Annotated in this window: 26 protein-coding genes; all 26 read right to left on the bottom strand. The window is 69.3% G+C overall.

The window, feature by feature from the left end:
* Positions 1–11: 11 nt before the first annotated feature.
* Positions 12–1031, bottom strand: a complete 1020-nt coding sequence (locus AXA68_RS04895) for a phosphatase PAP2 family protein (protein WP_066413590.1) — start codon at positions 1029–1031, stop codon at positions 12–14.
* A 7-nt stretch (positions 1032–1038) separates the two neighbouring features.
* Entirely contained in the window at positions 1039–2346 is a 1308-nt protein-coding gene (locus AXA68_RS04890) for a YihY/virulence factor BrkB family protein (RefSeq protein ID WP_066413586.1), read from the bottom strand.
* A gap of 90 nt (positions 2347–2436) precedes the next feature.
* Positions 2437–3564 (bottom strand): tRNA (guanine(26)-N(2))-dimethyltransferase, encoded by a 1128-nt coding sequence (locus AXA68_RS04885; RefSeq protein ID WP_066413583.1) that lies wholly within the window; start codon positions 3562–3564, stop codon positions 2437–2439.
* Between the two features lie 222 nt (positions 3565–3786).
* A complete protein-coding gene (gene secY / locus AXA68_RS04880) occupies positions 3787–5265 on the bottom strand; it encodes a preprotein translocase subunit SecY (RefSeq protein ID WP_066413581.1) in 1479 nt (492 codons plus the stop codon).
* A gap of 2 nt (positions 5266–5267) precedes the next feature.
* A complete protein-coding gene (locus tag AXA68_RS04875) occupies positions 5268–5765 on the bottom strand; it encodes an uL15m family ribosomal protein (protein WP_066413579.1) in 498 nt (165 codons plus the stop codon).
* Positions 5762–6226 carry a 50S ribosomal protein L30 gene (locus AXA68_RS04870; RefSeq protein WP_066413575.1) on the bottom strand — a complete coding sequence of 155 codons (465 nt, stop codon included), beginning with the start codon at positions 6224–6226 and terminating at the stop codon, positions 5762–5764. Before AXA68_RS04870 ends, AXA68_RS04875 begins: the two co-directional genes overlap by 4 nt.
* Positions 6226–6873, bottom strand: coding sequence for a 30S ribosomal protein S5 (locus AXA68_RS04865; RefSeq protein WP_066413566.1), 648 nt, complete (start codon positions 6871–6873; stop codon positions 6226–6228). The genes AXA68_RS04870 and AXA68_RS04865 overlap by 1 nt, the downstream gene beginning before the upstream one ends.
* A complete protein-coding gene (locus tag AXA68_RS04860; RefSeq protein WP_066413564.1) occupies positions 6866–7423 on the bottom strand; it encodes a 50S ribosomal protein L18 in 558 nt (185 codons plus the stop codon). Before AXA68_RS04860 ends, AXA68_RS04865 begins: the two co-directional genes overlap by 8 nt.
* On the bottom strand, positions 7423–7884 hold the full coding sequence (locus tag AXA68_RS04855) for a 50S ribosomal protein L19e (RefSeq protein ID WP_066413562.1): 462 nt from the start codon (positions 7882–7884) through the stop codon (positions 7423–7425). The genes AXA68_RS04860 and AXA68_RS04855 overlap by 1 nt, the downstream gene beginning before the upstream one ends.
* The gene (locus AXA68_RS04850) at positions 7877–8584 is read right to left on the bottom strand and encodes a 50S ribosomal protein L32e (RefSeq protein ID WP_066413560.1); all 708 of its coding nucleotides are present in this window, start codon (positions 8582–8584) and stop codon (positions 7877–7879) included. Before AXA68_RS04850 ends, AXA68_RS04855 begins: the two co-directional genes overlap by 8 nt.
* 1 nt (position 8585) lies before the next feature.
* Positions 8586–9119 carry a 50S ribosomal protein L6 gene (locus AXA68_RS04845; RefSeq protein ID WP_066413557.1) on the bottom strand — a complete coding sequence of 178 codons (534 nt, stop codon included), beginning with the start codon at positions 9117–9119 and terminating at the stop codon, positions 8586–8588.
* Positions 9120–9121: 2 nt separating this feature from the next.
* Positions 9122–9514: a 30S ribosomal protein S8 gene (locus AXA68_RS04840; RefSeq protein WP_066413549.1), complete on the bottom strand. Its 393-nt coding sequence runs from the start codon at positions 9512–9514 to the stop codon at positions 9122–9124.
* Between the two features lie 2 nt (positions 9515–9516).
* Positions 9517–9690 (bottom strand): 30S ribosomal protein S14, encoded by a 174-nt coding sequence (locus AXA68_RS04835; RefSeq protein WP_066413547.1) that lies wholly within the window; start codon positions 9688–9690, stop codon positions 9517–9519.
* The gene (locus AXA68_RS04830; RefSeq protein WP_066413546.1) at positions 9687–10211 is read right to left on the bottom strand and encodes a 50S ribosomal protein L5; all 525 of its coding nucleotides are present in this window, start codon (positions 10209–10211) and stop codon (positions 9687–9689) included. The genes AXA68_RS04835 and AXA68_RS04830 overlap by 4 nt, the downstream gene beginning before the upstream one ends.
* On the bottom strand, positions 10204–10938 hold the full coding sequence (locus AXA68_RS04825; protein ID WP_066413538.1) for a 30S ribosomal protein S4e: 735 nt from the start codon (positions 10936–10938) through the stop codon (positions 10204–10206). The genes AXA68_RS04830 and AXA68_RS04825 overlap by 8 nt, the downstream gene beginning before the upstream one ends.
* The gene (rplX, locus tag AXA68_RS04820; RefSeq protein WP_066413536.1) at positions 10935–11291 is read right to left on the bottom strand and encodes a 50S ribosomal protein L24; all 357 of its coding nucleotides are present in this window, start codon (positions 11289–11291) and stop codon (positions 10935–10937) included. Before rplX ends, AXA68_RS04825 begins: the two co-directional genes overlap by 4 nt.
* Before the next feature lie 2 nt (positions 11292–11293).
* A complete protein-coding gene (locus AXA68_RS04815) occupies positions 11294–11692 on the bottom strand; it encodes a 50S ribosomal protein L14 (protein ID WP_066413534.1) in 399 nt (132 codons plus the stop codon).
* Positions 11692–12036 carry a 30S ribosomal protein S17 gene (locus AXA68_RS04810; RefSeq protein ID WP_066413531.1) on the bottom strand — a complete coding sequence of 115 codons (345 nt, stop codon included), beginning with the start codon at positions 12034–12036 and terminating at the stop codon, positions 11692–11694. Before AXA68_RS04810 ends, AXA68_RS04815 begins: the two co-directional genes overlap by 1 nt.
* Complete coding sequence (locus AXA68_RS04805; protein WP_066413528.1) at positions 12027–12491, bottom strand: ribonuclease P protein component 1; 465 nt, start codon at positions 12489–12491, stop codon at positions 12027–12029. The genes AXA68_RS04810 and AXA68_RS04805 overlap by 10 nt, the downstream gene beginning before the upstream one ends.
* Before the next feature lie 2 nt (positions 12492–12493).
* Positions 12494–12706 carry a 50S ribosomal protein L29 gene (gene rpmC / locus AXA68_RS04800; protein ID WP_066413526.1) on the bottom strand — a complete coding sequence of 71 codons (213 nt, stop codon included), beginning with the start codon at positions 12704–12706 and terminating at the stop codon, positions 12494–12496.
* Positions 12707–13657: a 30S ribosomal protein S3 gene (locus AXA68_RS04795; protein ID WP_066413524.1), complete on the bottom strand. Its 951-nt coding sequence runs from the start codon at positions 13655–13657 to the stop codon at positions 12707–12709. It abuts the gene before it with no gap.
* Positions 13657–14121, bottom strand: coding sequence for a 50S ribosomal protein L22 (locus AXA68_RS04790; protein ID WP_066413521.1), 465 nt, complete (start codon positions 14119–14121; stop codon positions 13657–13659). Before AXA68_RS04790 ends, AXA68_RS04795 begins: the two co-directional genes overlap by 1 nt.
* 3 nt (positions 14122–14124) lie before the next feature.
* Positions 14125–14550 (bottom strand): 30S ribosomal protein S19, encoded by a 426-nt coding sequence (locus AXA68_RS04785; protein ID WP_066413518.1) that lies wholly within the window; start codon positions 14548–14550, stop codon positions 14125–14127.
* Positions 14547–15269, bottom strand: a complete 723-nt coding sequence (locus AXA68_RS04780; protein ID WP_066413516.1) for a 50S ribosomal protein L2 — start codon at positions 15267–15269, stop codon at positions 14547–14549. The genes AXA68_RS04785 and AXA68_RS04780 overlap by 4 nt, the downstream gene beginning before the upstream one ends.
* Before the next feature lie 2 nt (positions 15270–15271).
* Positions 15272–15526: a 50S ribosomal protein L23 gene (locus AXA68_RS04775; RefSeq protein ID WP_066413506.1), complete on the bottom strand. Its 255-nt coding sequence runs from the start codon at positions 15524–15526 to the stop codon at positions 15272–15274.
* Entirely contained in the window at positions 15523–16269 is a 747-nt protein-coding gene (gene rpl4p / locus AXA68_RS04770; RefSeq protein WP_066413502.1) for a 50S ribosomal protein L4, read from the bottom strand. Before rpl4p ends, AXA68_RS04775 begins: the two co-directional genes overlap by 4 nt.
* Positions 16270–16272: the final 3 nt, after the last annotated feature.

The following is a 16272-nucleotide window of genomic DNA, read 5'->3' as shown; positions in this document are numbered from 1 at the left end:
CGCGTCGCGTATTAAACGACGCCCTCGACCCCGCCGACCCGTCCGTCGGCCACCGCCGGCAGCGCGACGACGGCGACGACGGCGACGGTCGTCGCGGCGAGCGTGACGGGAAGCGAGTCGGCGAGCGCGTACGCGCCCACCCAGAGCGCGCCGGTGACCGCGAGCGCCGGGACGGCGACCCGGAGCGGCACCGGCGGCTCGTCGCCGTCGACGAATCGCCAGCCGACCGCGCCGCCGACGCCGGTGGCGATCCCGATGCCCGCCTCGACCACCTCGCCGGTGTGGCCCCCGGCGACGGCGATCCCGGCGGCGACGACGGAGACGACCGCCGCGAGAACGAACGCGGGAGTCGGATCGAGCGCGGCGGTAGGGTCGTCGGCGGTGGGGTCGGCGGTGGGATCGCCGGCGGCGTCCGCGGCGGAGTCCCCGCCCGGCCGGAGCCGCGGGTCGCCGGCGAGCGCGAGCGCGCCGGCGACGACGGCCGCGCCGAGCAGCAGCCCGGCGATCACGTCGACGGCGTAGTGGACCTCGATGACGACCCGCGAGGCCGCCACGGCGACCGCGAGCGCGACCGCCGCGGCCGCGCGGGTCCGCCCCGTCCAGAGGCGGTCGTACGCGAGCGCCAACGCGCCGTAGGCGGCCGCGCCGCCGGTGGCGTGGCCGCTCGGGAAGCCGAAGCCGTCCGAGAGCACCTGCGCCTCGTACCAGCCCGAGAGCAGGGCGGGGAGCCACGTCGGCACGTCGACGGGGCCCGTCGCGCCCGGCGGCCGCGGGACCGCGAAGCCGGCCTTCGCGACCGCGACGGCGGCGTACGCGCAGGTGACGACCGCGATGGCGGTCGCGCCGGCTCGACGCGGCGAGCCCGCGAGCCGGTCGTCGGCGAACCAGTAGCCCACCGCGAGCAGCGTGAACAGGAACCACGGGTCCGCGAGGTGGGTGACGGCCGCGAAGACGACGACGACGACCTCGGGGAGCGCGTCGGCGACGGCGGTCCCGCCGATGCCGCGCTCCGCGGAGACGAGTCCGGTCACGGCCCGGTCAGTCGTCCCCGCGGTTGCGCGCGTAGTCGATCGCCTTTCCCGGGGTCTCGATCAGGTTGAGCCCGACGCCGACGAGGACGAAGAGCGTGTACAGTCCCAGCGTCGACAGCCCGAGGACGAGTATCGCCGCGATCGCGTAGATCCCCCGGAGGAAGGCGAACGCCCCGAGCGTCAGGACCGTCCCGTACAGCAGGACGAGGTACGGTCCCCAGCCGCGGGCGTGGCCGCGACGCATCCGCGCGCGGACGTAGCGTTTCAGTTCGGACTCCAGTTCCGGTTTGTCGACCGTGCGGTCCTCGACGTCCGTCTCGAACTCGTCGAACTCCGCACGCAACTCGCCGAGCTCCTCCTCGAGCGCCGCGACGTCCGGCGCGCCGCGGGGGCGTTCCGCGTCGCCGGCGTCCCCGGCACCGTCCGACTCGCCGTTCATACCCGTGGGTCGGCCGCGGTCGTGTTGTAACTGCCGGTCCGGCGCACGGGCGTCGCGAGCGCGGTCGCGCTCGCCGGCGACCCCGGCCGCGACGTTCCGGTCCGCGAGCACGACGTTGACCACGCCGCCGCCGACGACGACGACGGCAGCGAGGTAGAGCCACGTGACGAGGAGCAGGACGCCGCCGATGACGCCGTACACCTGGTACTGACCGGCACTCGCGGCGTACACCTGAAAGCCGGCCTGGAGCAGCGTCCAGCCGACCGCCGCGACGGCCGCGCCGGGAAGCGCCTCCCGGATGCCGACCGCCGGCTCCGGGAGCAGGTAGTAGAGCGGGAGGAACACCACCGTGAGCACGACGGGCAACGCGAGGATGCTCGCCGCCTCGACCGCCGGGATCGCGTCCGCGGCCGCGAGGAACGCACCGAGACCGACCATCACGCCGATGCCGGCCCCCACGCCGAGCACGACCGCGACCGCGTCCGTGACCTGATCGCGGAAGCCGGGCGGCGACTCGTCGCCGTAGAGCGCGCCGAAGGCCGTATCGAGCCCGCGGAACACCTTCAGCGTCGACCACAGCAGGACGACGGCCCCCAAAACTCCCGCGCCGGTTCGGCCGCTGGCGGAGTAGACGGCCGCGGCGACGGCCTCCTCGCCCGCGGGCGTGAGGAAGTCGCCCGCGGCCGCGACGAGTCCGGCGGCGATCGTCTCGCCGAACACCGCGCTCGCGACGACGACGAGCAACAGCAGCGCGGGGACGAGCGAGACGAACGCGTAGTAGGCGATCGCGGCCGCGAGGAACGTCACCTGTCGGTCCAGCGCGAGGTCGACGACGCGACGGACGGTGTCGAGTGCGGCTGTCTGACGGCGGGACACGTCCGGGGTTCGACCGACGGAACCAAAAGCGCGCCGGGGTCGACCGCCGTTCCGGGGCGTCGTCGCCCCGGAGCGTCGCCCGCCGTCCGGCTACGCCCCGTCGCCGAGGACCGCCTCGCGCATCTCCGGGATCGACGCCGACGACTTGACCGCCGTCCCGCGGTAGTGCGCCCGGCTCGCCTCGTGGCCGGCCGCGCGGAGCCGCTCGACGAACTCCTCCATGCCGATGGCGGGCTCGCTCCACTCCTTGTACAGCCGGTGTTGGTCGTAGTGGGTCGGCGTGTCCAGCTCGCGCGCGACGGTCCCGAGCAGCTTCCGCGCGCGCTTCGCCTCGCCCATGTCGTCGGTGACGCGGTCGCGGACCGCGCGCGCGAACTCGCCGTCTGCGACCGGCCCCAGCCAGAGCGGCCCCGCCGTGAGCACGCGCTCGCTCCCGCACGTCGGACAGGCGTCGACGGGGTCCGCGATCAGCCCGGGAGTCGGCTCCCGCCAGAGGCAGTCCTCGCAGTTGTCGACGTACCCCAGTTCCTCGACCGCGTCGTCGGCGGCGCGCGCGCCCGACTCGAGTTCGAGGTACGTCCGCGCGTAGTGCCGCGAGACGTGCGAGAGGACCGGCCGCGCGGCCTTGTCGTACCGCGCGGCGGTCCGGACCAGCGCGGAGATCAGCGTCCGGAGCCCCATCTCCGGGTGGTAGTCGGTGTTTCGCGGCACCGCGCCGTACTTGCGGATCCCGCTCGCGAGGTGCGCGCCACACAGCGGCGCGGTGTCGGTGGCGGTGACGCAGACGAGGTTCCGCCCGTTCGCGAACGCGGCGTCGGCGAAGGGGATCGGCGTGCCGTACGGGTCGAGATCGATCACGTCGAAGGGGCCCTCGTCGTACAACAGCGCGTTGACGTCGCGGTGGACCGCCTCGCCGTCGAAGTCGTTCACCGCGAGGTTCCGCTCGGCGAGGTCGACCGCGTCGGCGTCGACGTCGGCGCAGGTCACGTCGTACCCCTCGGCGGCGGCGCGGACCCCCCGGATCCCCGAGGCGGCCATCGCGTCGAGGTACGTCGCCGCGCGCGGCTCGCGGTCGCGGTAGGCGCGCAACGTCGCGACCGTGACGTCCCGGTTCAGCTCCTGTGTGGGGTTGAAGAAGACGCCGCCGCCGGTCCCCTCGCTCGCGCCGTCGCGGGCCTCCGGGACCTCGACCGTGACCCCGCCCTCCTCGATGTCCATGGGTCGGCTTCGTCGATACGGGACAAAAGGCCCGCGCTCCGGGCACGGCGGAGCGGCGAACGACGCGGCCGAACCGAAACGGTAAGAGCGCTATCGGACGCCAGAAAGGCGAGAGATGCGATGGCTGCTGCTCGGAATCGGACCGATCGCAGAACGGGCTCAGCGGTTTCGATAAATGGGGCGTGAGAACGCCCAAAACGACCGGTTAGGTTCGGGCCGTTCTCACTCGTTGCCGAACATCTGGCGCATCATCGGGTGCATCTCCATGAGCTGCTCTTCGGCGATCTCCTCGTACAGCTTGTACGTGATCGAGACCGCGAGCAGCAGCCCGGTGCCGGAGACCTGACCGATGGTGCCGAGCAGGTTCGCCATCACGGCGAGCAGTCCGACGAGCGCGCCGCCGATGACGGTCACCTGCGGGATGTACCGCTCCATGACCTTCTCGACGACCTGCGGGTTCCGCCGGAAGCCGGGGATCTGCATCCCGGAGTTCTGGATCTGCTGGGCGGTCGCCTCCGGTCCCATGCCGGTGGTCTCGACCCAGAAGATCGCGAACACCGCCCCGCCGACGACCATGAACGTCAGGTCGATGGCGAGCCGGACGGCGATCATCCACGGCTCGACCGACGCCGGGATCTCCCCGAGGAACCACATCCACTCGGTCCGCGCCTGGATCGGGTTCAGGTAGTAGAACAGCCCGGAGAGGGGTTCGCCCTGGTCGCTGTACTCGCCGAGCCACGCGGGCATCCCCGCCCACTGCGAGGAGAGGATCTGCCCGAGGAACTGGACGTTCGCCTGGAGCGCGCGAACGAGGATCATCGGCAGCACGGACGCGTAGATGAGCTTCACCGGGAACCGCCCTCGAGCACCCTTCACGCGGGCGTGTGACAGCGGGATCTCGACGCGGACCGACTCCGCGTACACGACGATCCCGAAGATGAACACCGTCGTGAACAGCGCGAGGACGTTACCGGGCGCGAAAAGCAGGTTCTGGAGCCCCTCGGCCGTGAACGGCGACAGCGAGACGGGAACGTCACCGAAGACGATCCCGTACCAGCTCGCGAAGAAGCCGGTCGCGCCGAGCGCCGAGAAGCTGAAGAAGCCGCCGACGATCTGCTGGCTCACGGCGGCGATGATGAACAGCCCCACGCCGGAGCCGACGCCCCACTTGCTCACGATCTCGTCCATGAACAGGATGAGGACGCCGCCGACGAAGATCTGCGCGAATATCAGGAACTGAACGCCGAACTCGCCGATCCCGAGCGCCTGTCCGACGGCCTGGTCCGCTGGAAGGAACTCGCCGGTGAACACCATGGGCGCGGCCGTCAACGCGGTCACGATGACCACGAGCAGCTTCTGGAGCCCCTGGTACAGGACCTGGTCGCGCGGGTCGTCGGTGTCGAGGCCGAGCAGGTTCGCCCCGCCGAGCAGCTGCAAGACGATCGACGCGGTGACGATCGGTCCGATACCGACCTGGAGCAGCGACCCCTGCTGGCCGGCCAACACCGAGCGGAACTGCCCGAAGAAGTCGCTCCCCTGTCCGGCCGCGAGGCCGAACGGATTGATGTTGGTCAAAAAGAAGTAGACGAGCAGGATCCCCGCCGTCCACATGAGCTTGCGCCTGAACGGGACGTGACCCGCGGGCCGCTCCACGACGGGCATCCGCGAGAGCACCGGTTCGGCGACCTCCTTCCAACTCATCGTTACGCCTCGTCGGTCTCGTCGTCGGAAGTGTTTTCTGCTTCGTCGGCCGCCTCCTCGGCGCGCTCCGAGAGCGTCGCCTCGCCGCCGGCGGACTCGATCCCCTCGACCGCCCCGGCCGTGAACGCGTCGGCGGTGACGCGGAGCTCGCGGCGGACCTGTCCGCCGCCGAGCACCTTCACCACGTCCGCGTCGTGACCGTCCTCGACGACGTCACGGGCGTCGACGACGTACGCGCCGTCGTCCTCCTCGGCGAGGCCCTCCGCGACGTACAGCGCCGCGTCCTCGTCGAGCTTCTGGGCTTTGACCTCGAGGACCTCCGTCTTGGAGTCCTCGGGGCGCTTGAAGCCGTGTTTACCGAGCGGGCCGTAGTTGTGGTACTCGTGTTTCGAGCGGCCCGCGGCACCGCGACCGCCGCGGTGACCGGCACCGCGCCGGTTCTTGTGCGTGCCGCCGCCGTGCGTCCGGGAGCCGCGCTGTCTGCGGTTCTTGTCCGTCATCGCATCGCCTCCAGGAGCGCGTCCATCTCCTCGGTGGAGTGACGACCGAGCTCGCCGCCCTCCACGATCGGGTGTTTGATGCCGTCGTGGCCGCCGCGGGGCGCGTGAAGGCGGAGCGTCGGGGAGACGCCCTGCTCGCGCAGGGTCGTCTCCTCGGCGACGATCGCCTCGGCCAGCGCCGCCACGTCGTCGTAGTCGGTGTTCTCCGCGACCCACGCGTCGTCGACGTCGGCGTCGCCCTCGAGGGGCTCGCCGCGCCGCTCGATGGTGGCCGCCACCGTCTCGACGCTCGGCTCGCCGAAGGCGACGAGGTCGTTCACCTTCGTGATCATGCCGCGGTAGGAGTCGGTCTCCGGAACGAACGTCGCGTGGTTGACGCGCCCGACGTTCAGCATGTCGAGCGTGTCGACGACGCCCTCGTTCACGTTGACCTCCCCGCGGAGCTGAACGATCGCCTGCATCACTCGCTCACCTCGTCGTAGTGGACCTGGCGCGCGTGCTGGGGCGTGCGGGACTGCGCCGCGTTCTCTAAGGCGTTGAACGTCGCCTTCGCGAGGTTCACCGTGGTCCGGGTGTTGCCGTCGGAGTTCGTCCAGGCGTCCTCGACGCCGGCGAGCTCCAGGATGTTCCGCACCGTCTCCGCGGCGGCCAGCCCGAGCCCCTGCGGGGCGGGCTTGATCTCCACGGTGACGGAGCCGGCCTTCCCCTTCGCCGTCCGGGTCAGCGAGTTCGTGCCGCCGGGCTGGTCCTCCCACGAGCCCGAGCCGCGGTCGACCTCGATGACGTTCAGCTTCGCGACGTCGATCGCCTTCTGGATCGCGCCGCCGACCTGGTCGTCCCGCGCCTGCGCGTAGCCGAGGTAGCCGTCGCGGTTGCCCACCGCCACGACACACCGGAACTTCACGCGCCGGCCGGAGTCGGTCATGCGCTGGACCATGTTGATGTCCAGCACCTCGTCTTCGAGCCCCGGGAGGAGCTGGTCGACGATCTCGGCCTCCTTCAGCGGGAGGCCGGAGTCGAGCGCCTGTTCCATCGACGTGATGTCGCCGTTCTGTACCTTGCGGCCGAGCCGCGTTCGCGGTTCCCAGCCGTCGTTGTGTCTACTCATGGTCCTCCTGTAGCTCGTCGAGCACGGTATCGAAGTGCTCGGGTAACTCGCCGGCGTCGAACTCCCCGCCGTACAGCGGCTCGTCGAGCTGCTCGGCGTACGCGGCGATGTGCTCGCCGCGCGTGCGCGACCAGTCGGCCAGCACGTCGTCGTTGTGGGGGATCTCGAGGCCCGCGTCGATCGCTCCTTCCTGTACCGCGAACGTCTTGTTGCCGGGCGTCGCCGTGTTGAGCCCGATGTCGAGGACGGCCTCCTCGAGGCCGGCCTCGACCGCGCGAGCGCCCGCGAGGTATCCCGTGAGGTACGCGCTGGGGAGATTGCCCGTCGGGGCCTCCCAGCCGTACTCAGCGAGGTCCTCGCTGGAGGCGGCCGCGTGGGTCTCGTCGCCGTCGGGTCCGGGGGTGACCAGCTGCGCCCTGACGTGAGCGTTGCTCACCCGGGCGACCAGGCGAGGCTTGCCCGATTTCAGCAGGCGCAACCTCTGGTGGTAATCCGTCCGGACCTCGCGGCGGCGCCGCATCGGCACCTTGTATCGTGGTCCTGTCGCCATTAGTCGTTCACCTCGTAGCCGTACTGCGTCCGGATGTACGCCTCCAGTCGGGCGACGTCCTCGAACTCGCCGCCGCTCGCCTTGTTGTAGAGCGTGCGGTACTCCGTGGCGTCGAGGACGTCCTCCTCGTCACGCAGCTCCTTCAGGCGGGCCCGCTGTGCGCGGATCCGCGCCTTCCAGTCGTCCTTCGTGTTCTGTCGCGCGCCGGCCTTCCCCTTCCGGGAGCCGGCACCCGTCTTGTGGCCGTACGAGCGCTTCTCCGCGCGCTCGCGGGCCCGCCCGCGGGAGTTCGTCTTCGCCTCCTTCGCGCGGATCGTTCCCTGCTCGATGAGCTCGCGAACGTCCTCGCGCGTGATCGCGTCCTCGATCTCCTCCTGGGCGTCGGGGTCGAGCCAGACGCGGCCCTTGCCGACGTCGAGCTCGTCCGCGGCCAGCCGTTTCTGGGCTTTCAGGTCACTCATCGTCCACCTCCACCTCGACGTAGGTCGGGTTCAACACGCGGATCTCGCGCTCCTCCGCCTCGTCCTCGATCAGTTCGCGTTTCCGAGCGCCGACCTTCGAGGCGATCCGCACCGCCTGCGTGTCGCCGTCGACGCCCTCGAGGTCGTCCGTGTTGTGGACGCGGACCTCCTCGAAGCCGCTCGGGTGGAGGTCGCGCGACGCCGTCGGCGAGCGGAAACCCGCCTCGACGACGGGACCCTTCGCCTTCATGCGACGGCGCTGCTTGGAGAGCCCGCCGCGCGGCTTGCGCCACGAGGTCGGGATCCGCTTTTTCTTGTGGTAGTCCTGCCGGTTGAACTGCGGTTTCCCCTCGCGGTGCTTCTGTGCGAGCGCGCGAGCGGTCTCCTCGTCCAGATCCGGCGTCTTGTCGGCGTGGCCGCGGGGACGCAGCTCCGTCTCGACCGTCTCGTCGGATTCGGCCTCCGCCGCCTCCTCCTCGTCGGTCTCGTCTTCGATCTCCGCTTCTGCCTCCTCGTCGACCTCCAGACCGCCGACGTCGGCTTTGATGCGCGCGGCGAGCGCGTTGCCGACGCCGTCGACCTCGGAGAGCTCCGACTGGGAGGCGGCCTTCACGTCCTCGACCGTCTCGTAGCCGGCCTCGCGAAGCGCGTCCGCCTTCGAGGGACCGACGCCGCTGATGTCTTCGAGTTCGTCTGCCATGTCAGGCACCTCCGGTCGGCTTCTCGACGATGTACACGCCGTCCTGGAAGACGCGCGTGTCCTTGTCGGTCACCTTGGTCAGCTGTTCGATGTCGGCGGCGGTCTGCCCGACGGCCTCCTTGTCGGAGCCCGACAGCGTGACCGTCTCGCCGTCTACCTGTACGTCCGTGTCTCCGCGGATCGGGGTGCGTCGCTGCGCCTTCTCGCCGAGGAAGTTCTCGATGACGACCTCCTCGCCCTCCACGCCGACCTGCATCGGGAAGTGGGCGTAGTACACCTCCATCGTGTACTCCCATCCCTCGGTCACGCCGTGGATCATGTTGGAGACGTGGCTCTCGAAGGTGCCGACCGTGGCGTTCGTCTTCGCGTCCTCGTTCTCCGAGGCGATAACGACAGCGCCGTCCTCGACCGACACGTCGATGTCGGGGTACCAGAGGCGTCGCGTGACGCTCCCGTTTGGACCCTCGACGGTGAGTTCGAGGTGATCGGTCTCGGCGGAGACGTCGTCCGGAATCTCGATTTCGACTCTGTTCATTGTTAGTAGACGTATGCGATCACTTGGCCGCCGATGCCCTCCTCGCGGGCCTCGTAGTGGCTCATGACGCCGTGGCTCGTCGTGACGACCAGCGTCCCGTAGTCACGGGCGGGGAGGTATCGCTTCTCCCACTTCTCGAAGTCGTCCGCGCCCGCCGAGTAGCGGGGCTTGACGGCGCCACATTCGTTGATCGCGCCTTTCAGTTCGACCTCGAACCTCCCGGCTTTCCCGTCGTCGACGTACTCGAAGCCGTCGACGTACCCGCGGTCGTAGAGGACCTCGAGGACGGAGCCGATGATGTTCGAAGCGGGCTCTACCGTGTACGACAGGTGGCCAACGCTCTCGGCGTTGTCCATGCCGGCGAGTGCGTTGGCGAATGGATCGTTTCCTGTCATGATCAGCTGTACTTCTCGAATCCCATGTCTCGAGCGACCTCGCGGAAGCACTGCCGGCAGAGGTTGATGTCGTACTTCCCGACTAACCCCTGCTCGCGGCCACAGCGCCGGCACTCGTGTTGCTGGCCGGTGCGTTTCGCCGCGTGCTCGCCCGTCTCGTTGTTCGCTTCGCTCATTCCGTTACCTCAACGTCGAAGTTCGTTTCGAGGAACGCGATGGCGTCCTCGGCGGTCATCCGGTGGTTCGACGGGATCGACCGGGTCACCTTGTCGCGCTTGGAGACGCGGTAGCCCGGTCGGACGATGGTCGTCGTCACGTCGAGCCCGTAGATGCCGATGTTCGGGTCGTACTCCTGGCTCGGGAAGTCGGTGTGGTCCTCGACCCCGAAGCTCAGGTTCCCCGTGTCGTCGAACTGGCTCGACGAGACGTCGACCAGATCGAGCGCCGTCTCGAGGAACGCGTGGGCGTCCTCGCCGCGCAGCGTCACCTTGACGCCGATCGGGTCGCCCTTGCGGATCCCGAACTCGGCGATGGTGCGCTTGGAGGTGGTCCGGACCGACTGCTGGCCGGTGACCTCCTCGATGATGTTCTCGGCGTCCGCGAGCGGCTCCCCGCCCTGACCGACGCCCATGTGGACGACGACCTTCTCCAGGTACGGCTCGCGCATCTCGTGGGACGCGCTCTCGGCGTCACTCATCCGTCTCACCCGCCTCGTCGGCGTCGTCGGTGTCGTCGTCGGTGAAGTTCTCGTCGATGACGACGACGTACTCCTCGACCGTCTCGTAGCGGTCCTCGCCGTCGCCGACGACGACCGTGTTGGAGCCGGAGCCGAGGGTGACGTCGATCGCCTCGATCTCGCCGATCTGACCGGCGTGCTGGCCGGCGATGGCGGTGACCAGGGCACCCTCCTCGTACTCGAAGTGGGCGACGACCTCCTTCGACTCGTTGTCGATGACGATCGAGTCCTTGGTGTCGTACTCGGTGCCGGCGTCCACGCGGACGTTCGTCCCGTCGTGAAGCGTCAGCTGGACGTCCCCGCCGGGGACGACCGCCTTGTTCGCCACCTTCCCGAGCCGGCTGCCCGCGGACTCCTCGTCGACGGGCGTTAACGCGAGTCGACCCCCCTCGTCGGGGAACACGCGGAAGTACTCCCCGCGGACGGGGAACGCCAGGATGTCGAACATCCCGATCGGACGCTGCTCGTCCGACACCGCGTCCCCGTTCACGAGGACCGAGTCGTTGTTCAGCGCGTAGCGCGCTTCCTTCGTCGAGTCGACGTAGCCGAGCACGTCCCGCAGCAGGACGACGAGCGGGACGCCAGCCTCGCCGTGGGGGCCTGCGCCGGCCTTCACGGTGAACGTCTGGGTCTTCCGCTCGACCGGCCAGGAGTTCGGTACCGCCAGTCGTTTCTGATGTCGCGTCATTCGTTGTCCTCCTGGAGCCGCGCCTCGCGGCGGTCGTCCGAGAGGTCCAGCTCCGTCACGCGGACGTTGCTCGCCGGGATCGGACGGGGAGCCTCTTCCCCGTCCGCTCGCTCGACGGTGACGTCCTCGACGGTGATCCGCTCGGCGGACAGATCCACCGAGAGGACCTCCGCTTCGGTCCCCGCGGCGTCGCCGCGGAGCACCTCGACGGTGTCGCCCGCGTTGACGCGGACGTTCCGCTGGCCGTACTCCTCGCGGAGCTCGGGCGTGAGCGGGGATCGGACCTTCCGTTGCCGCTCGTGAAGCGGCGCGGTCTCCGACTGTTTTCGTTGTTTGCGTGGCTGTTTCGTCATGGTTACACGATCATCGTCGCGGTGGACGCGATGCTCCCGTAGCGTTCGGCGACCTCGCGGGCGACGGGGCCTTTGATCTCCGTGCCCCGCGGCTCGTCGAGGTCGTCGATGATCACGGCCGCGTTGTCCTCGAACCGGACGCGCGTGCCGTCGGGACGGCGGATCGGCTTGCGCTGGCGGACGACGACCGCCTCCAGCACCTGCCGCCGCATCTCCGGCGTCCCCTTCGTGACCGAGACGGTCACCTTGTCGCCGATGCCCGCCTTCGGGTGGCGGTTCTTCGTGCCGGAGTAGCCGGCGACGGAGATCACCTTCAGCTCACGCGCGCCCGTGTTGTCGGCGCACGTGATGAGAGAGCCCTTCGAGAGCCCCTGCGTGACGTCGGCCTTGAGCGCCTCCATCACTGATCACCCGACAGGTTCTCGACGACGACGTGTGATTTCGTCTTCGAGAGCGGCCGCGTCTCCGCGATCGTCACTTCGTCACCTTCCTCGAGCGAGTCGAGCACGCCCGGCACGTGTGCCGGGATGCGCGACCGACGCTTCATGTACCGGTCGTATTTCGGTACGAACACGTCGTATTCTCGCTCGACGATGACGGTCTTTTCCATATCCGTCGACACGACCGTCCCCTCTCGGAGCTGGCCGCGGACGGGAAGCTGCCCGTAGAACGGGCACTTCTCGTAGTCGTAATCCTCCGGGTCGTCTGGCTCCGGAGGCATGGGTACGTCGATTCCTATCGCCATTGTGAGACACCTCGTTCGGTGCGTTCGGCGGGCCGGTCCCGCAGCCGCGTGCCATCCACCGTTACGTAGACCGCGTCTTTGCACTCGCCTCGCCGGCTCGCCGGATCCGCATCGTCACCGTCGACGACGCGTGTGGACCCGGACGGGCCGGACTGACGGGGGCGGACCCCCGCAGTATCCGACCCGAGTTGGGACGCGGACCCCGACGACTGGCCGTCGTCGGCGGCTTCATCTGTGCGTGCGGTCGCCGTCTCGACGACCGCGAACTCGAAGGTCGTGCCCGACTTGGGCACGCGCTTGTCGCTTTCCCCCGATCCGGTCCGCACCACGAGGGTGCGTTCCGTCTCGTACAGCACGCGACCGGCGATCCCGACGTGGGCGTCGCTGTCGGCGTCGGCCACCCGAACCGGGAGGCCGACGAGTTCGTGCCGTGCGAGCGTTTCGGGGGAGATCATCGTTACTCGTCGTCGAAGTCGCCTTCTTCCGCCTGGATCGTCTTGATCCGGGCGATCGTCTTCTTCAGCTCGTTCACGCGGCCGGGGCTCTCGGGCATCCCGCCGGCCGCCTGCTGTGCCTTCGTGTTGAGGAGTTCGGTCTCGAGCTCCTCGAGTTCGACCTCCCGCTCCGCCGCGGTCATGTCGCGGATCTCGTCGGTGTAGAGGATCGCCATTTATTCGTCCTCCTCGGCTTCCTCGTCGGCCGCCTCCATCTCGGCGACCAGGTCGGCCGCCTCCGATTCGATCTCCTCGTCGAGCTCGTCGAGCTCCTCGGACTCCTCGTCGACGTCGCCGGTCTCGACCGGCTCCTCCGCGGGGGCGTCCGTCGCCTCCGTCGCGGTCTCGCCCGTCTCCTCGACGACCTCCTCGACGATCTCCTCGTCGATGACGTCGGCCGGGTCCTCGTCCGGGACCGCCACGTCCTCGTCGTCGTCCCCGACGTCCGGAACCTCTTCCGGCTCCTCCTCGAGGAGCGACTCGACGCCCTCGTCGCCGGCCGCGTCGGCCTGGTCGACCTCGGGCACCTCGGCGTCCTCGCGGACGCCGAAGTCGTCGGGCAGCTCCGCGCCCGGCGGGATGATCTTGACGTTGACCCCGATGGTGCCGAGCTTCATCACCGCGACGCCCTTGCCGTGGTCGACGACCTCCTCCGCGGGCTCGCCGTTGTGCTTGATGTAGCCGCGGTTGAACTTCTCGACGCGCGAGCGCGCCCCGGTGACCTTCCCGGAGAGGACGATCTCCGCGCCGAGCGCTCCGGCGTCCATGATCCGGTCGATCGTGGTGTGGCCCGCCTTCCGGAAGTACCAGCCGCGCTCTAAGGCGTTCGCGAGCCGGTCCGCGACGATCTGGGCGTTCAGGTCGGGCTCGTCGACCTCCTGAACGTCGATCTGCGGGTCGTCCATGTCGAAGCGGTCCTCGAGCTCGGTGGTGATCTTGCGGATGTTCTTCCCGCCCTTCCCGATCACCATGCCGGGCTTCTCGGCCTTCAGGACGATCTGCGTGCCCATCGGCGTCTTGGCGACGTCCATGCCGCCGTAGCCGGCTCGGCCGAGCTCGTCCGCGAAGAACTCGTTGATCTGTGAACGGCGAAGGCCGTCCTCGATGAATTGGTGTTCGTCAGCCATTAGTTCTCAGCCTCCGGCTCCTCGATGATCAGTTCGACGTCCGCGAGCGTGGTGTTCCACTGGGTCGCCCCCGCCGCACGCGGGTTCCGTCCCGGCCGCTCGCCCACCTTGTGGGGAGCGACGTGTTTGATCACCATCTCGTCGCCGTCGAAGCCCTGCTCGTCGGCGTTGTGCTTGACGTTCTCCAGGAGCTTGAGGAAGTCCTTGGCGGCCTTCTCGGGGTAGCGCCCCGCGTCCCAGCCGTCGATGTCGGAGCGGTGGCCCGCGCCGGCGTTGTGCTGGCGCATCGGCACCGAGGTCTCCTCGTCGATGACCTCCTGGAGGTACGCCTCGGCGTCGGCGACCGTCTCGCCTTTGATCTCCCTGGAGATCTCCTTGCTGTCCTTCACGCTGATGGGCCGGTCGCGGAGCATCCCCTTGGCGGTGGTCTCCGGGTCGGCCTCGACGCTGTAGTTGATTCCCATGGGTTACTTGAGGGGCACGAACTTCGAGGACCGGGTCGCGCCGATGCCGGCCTGACCGTGTTCGACGGTGCTTCGAGTCTGGTGGAACTCGCCCAGATAGTGGCCGATCATCTCGGGTTCGACCTGGACGCGCTCGAAGCTGTGACCGTTGTACACGGAGAAGGTGATGCCGACGAACTCCGGAAGGATCGGCATGTCGCGCAGATGCGTCCGGATCGGGTCGTCGGCGGTCGTCTCCTTGTCGCGGCTTCGAGCCTTCTCGAGAAGCTTCTCCTTCTCGACGCTCAGCCCTCGAGTGATACTTCGCCGCTGTCGTGCGGGGAGCAGTTCCGCGACCTCCTCTACGTCCATCTCCTGCAGCTCGTCGAGCGAGTGACCGCGGTAGGCGAACTCCTCGCCCTCGCGGCCGATGCGGTATTCGGAACTCATTTGTTGCTACCTCGTCCGGTCCGTTTGGATGCGATGTCACCGACCTTGCGTCCCGGCGGGGCGTCCCGCGAGACGGACTTCGGCTGGCCGGGGTGTTGGCGACCGCCCCCGCCGAAGGGGTGGTCGACGGCGTTCATCGCGACGCCGCGCACGCGCGGGTATTTGGTCCCGCGCGCCTTCATCTTGTGGTGTTTGTTGCCGGCCTTGACGAAGGGTTTCTCCGTCCGACCGCCGCCCGCGACCACGCCGATCGTGGCGCGACACTGCGGGTCGAGCCGCTTCACTTCCCCGCTCGGAAGCTGGACGACCGCGACGTCGCGGTCGTGCGTGAGAAGCGTCGCCGAGACGCCCGAGGCGCGGGCGAACTTCCCGCCGTCGCCCCGGTTGCTCTCGACGTTACACACGGGGACCCCCTCGGGGATCTCCGCGAGCGGGAGCGTGTTCCCGGGCTTGATCTCCGCCGAGACGCCGACCTGGATCGTCTCGCCCACGCGCACGCCCTCCGGCGCGAGCACGAGCCGCCGGTCGTCGTCGTCGAACTCGACCTCCGCGAGCGGCGCGGAACGCGCCGGGTCGTGTTCGATCCCGACGATCTCGCCGGTGACGAGGTCGGTGTCCTCGAGCGTCTTGTGCGACAGTTCCGCCTTGTAGCGGTGGGAGGGGGCCCGGAACGTCGGGCCGCCGCGTCCTCGCCGCTGTCCTTGGATTCGTCGTCCCATCGTCAGAACACCCCGATCCGGGAGGCGACGTCGGTCGCGTCGTCCTCCTCGGAGAGCGTGACCGTCGCCTTCTTCTTGCCCTTCGACGTCACCTGCGTGTTCACGTCGGTGACGGTGACGTCGTATCGCTCCGCGACCTCGTCGCGGATCTCCGGCTTCGTCGCGTCGATGTCGACGAGGAACAGCAGCTTGTTCTTGAAGTCCATCTCGTTCATCGCCTGCTCGGTCACGAGCGGGTGCTCGATGAGCGAGCTCATCGGTCGGCCACCTCCTCGATCGCCGACTCGGTCCACAGCGTGAGCCGACCCGGGTGCGTGCCGGGCGCGAGGTCCTCCGCGTTGACCTCGCCGGCGGTCGCGACGTCGACGCCCGCGAGGTTGCGGGCGGCCCGCGACGGCTCCTCGCTCGTGACGACCAGGACGGACTTCGGCTGGCTGTACTTGCGACCGCGGGTCTTCCCGCGGCCGGAGCGCACCGAGCGGCCCTCGTCGGCCCGCTCGACGTCGGCGTCGACGCCGACGGCCTCGAGGACGCCCAGGGCCTCCTGGGTCTTCTCGAGATCCTCGAACTCGTCGCTCACGACGAGCGGGAGCTCGAGGTCCTCGTCGAACGCGTGGCCGCGCTCGGCGACGAGCTCGGCGTCGGCGGTGGCCGCGATCGCCGACCGAACGGCGAGCTGGCGCTCCTTGTCGTTCAGTTTCTTCGTCTGGTCCTTCTCGGCCTTCGGCGGGTGCGCGGCGCGGCCCGACACCGCGTGCGGGACGCGGCGGGCGACGTTCTCGGAGCGCGGGACGTGCGCGAGCCCGCGCCCGGAGCCGAACGACTCCGCGGGGGTTCGCAGTCCGGCGAACTCGTCGGCCCCGTAGGCCTGTTTCCGGTTAGCCTGTGCGGCGCTGACCGCCCGACCGATGAGGTCCGGTCGGAACGCGGTCTCGAAGATCGCCGGCAGCTCGATGCTGCCCGCGTCCCCGCCGTCCAGGTCGTGTACTGTCGTGTTCATGGA

It is taken from the genome of Halorubrum aethiopicum (assembly GCF_001542905.1).
Classification (GTDB): Archaea; Halobacteriota; Halobacteria; order Halobacteriales; family Haloferacaceae; genus Halorubrum; species Halorubrum aethiopicum.
The sequence above is the reverse complement of the archived record's forward strand: the minus strand, read 5'-3'. Positions and strand labels throughout refer to the sequence as shown.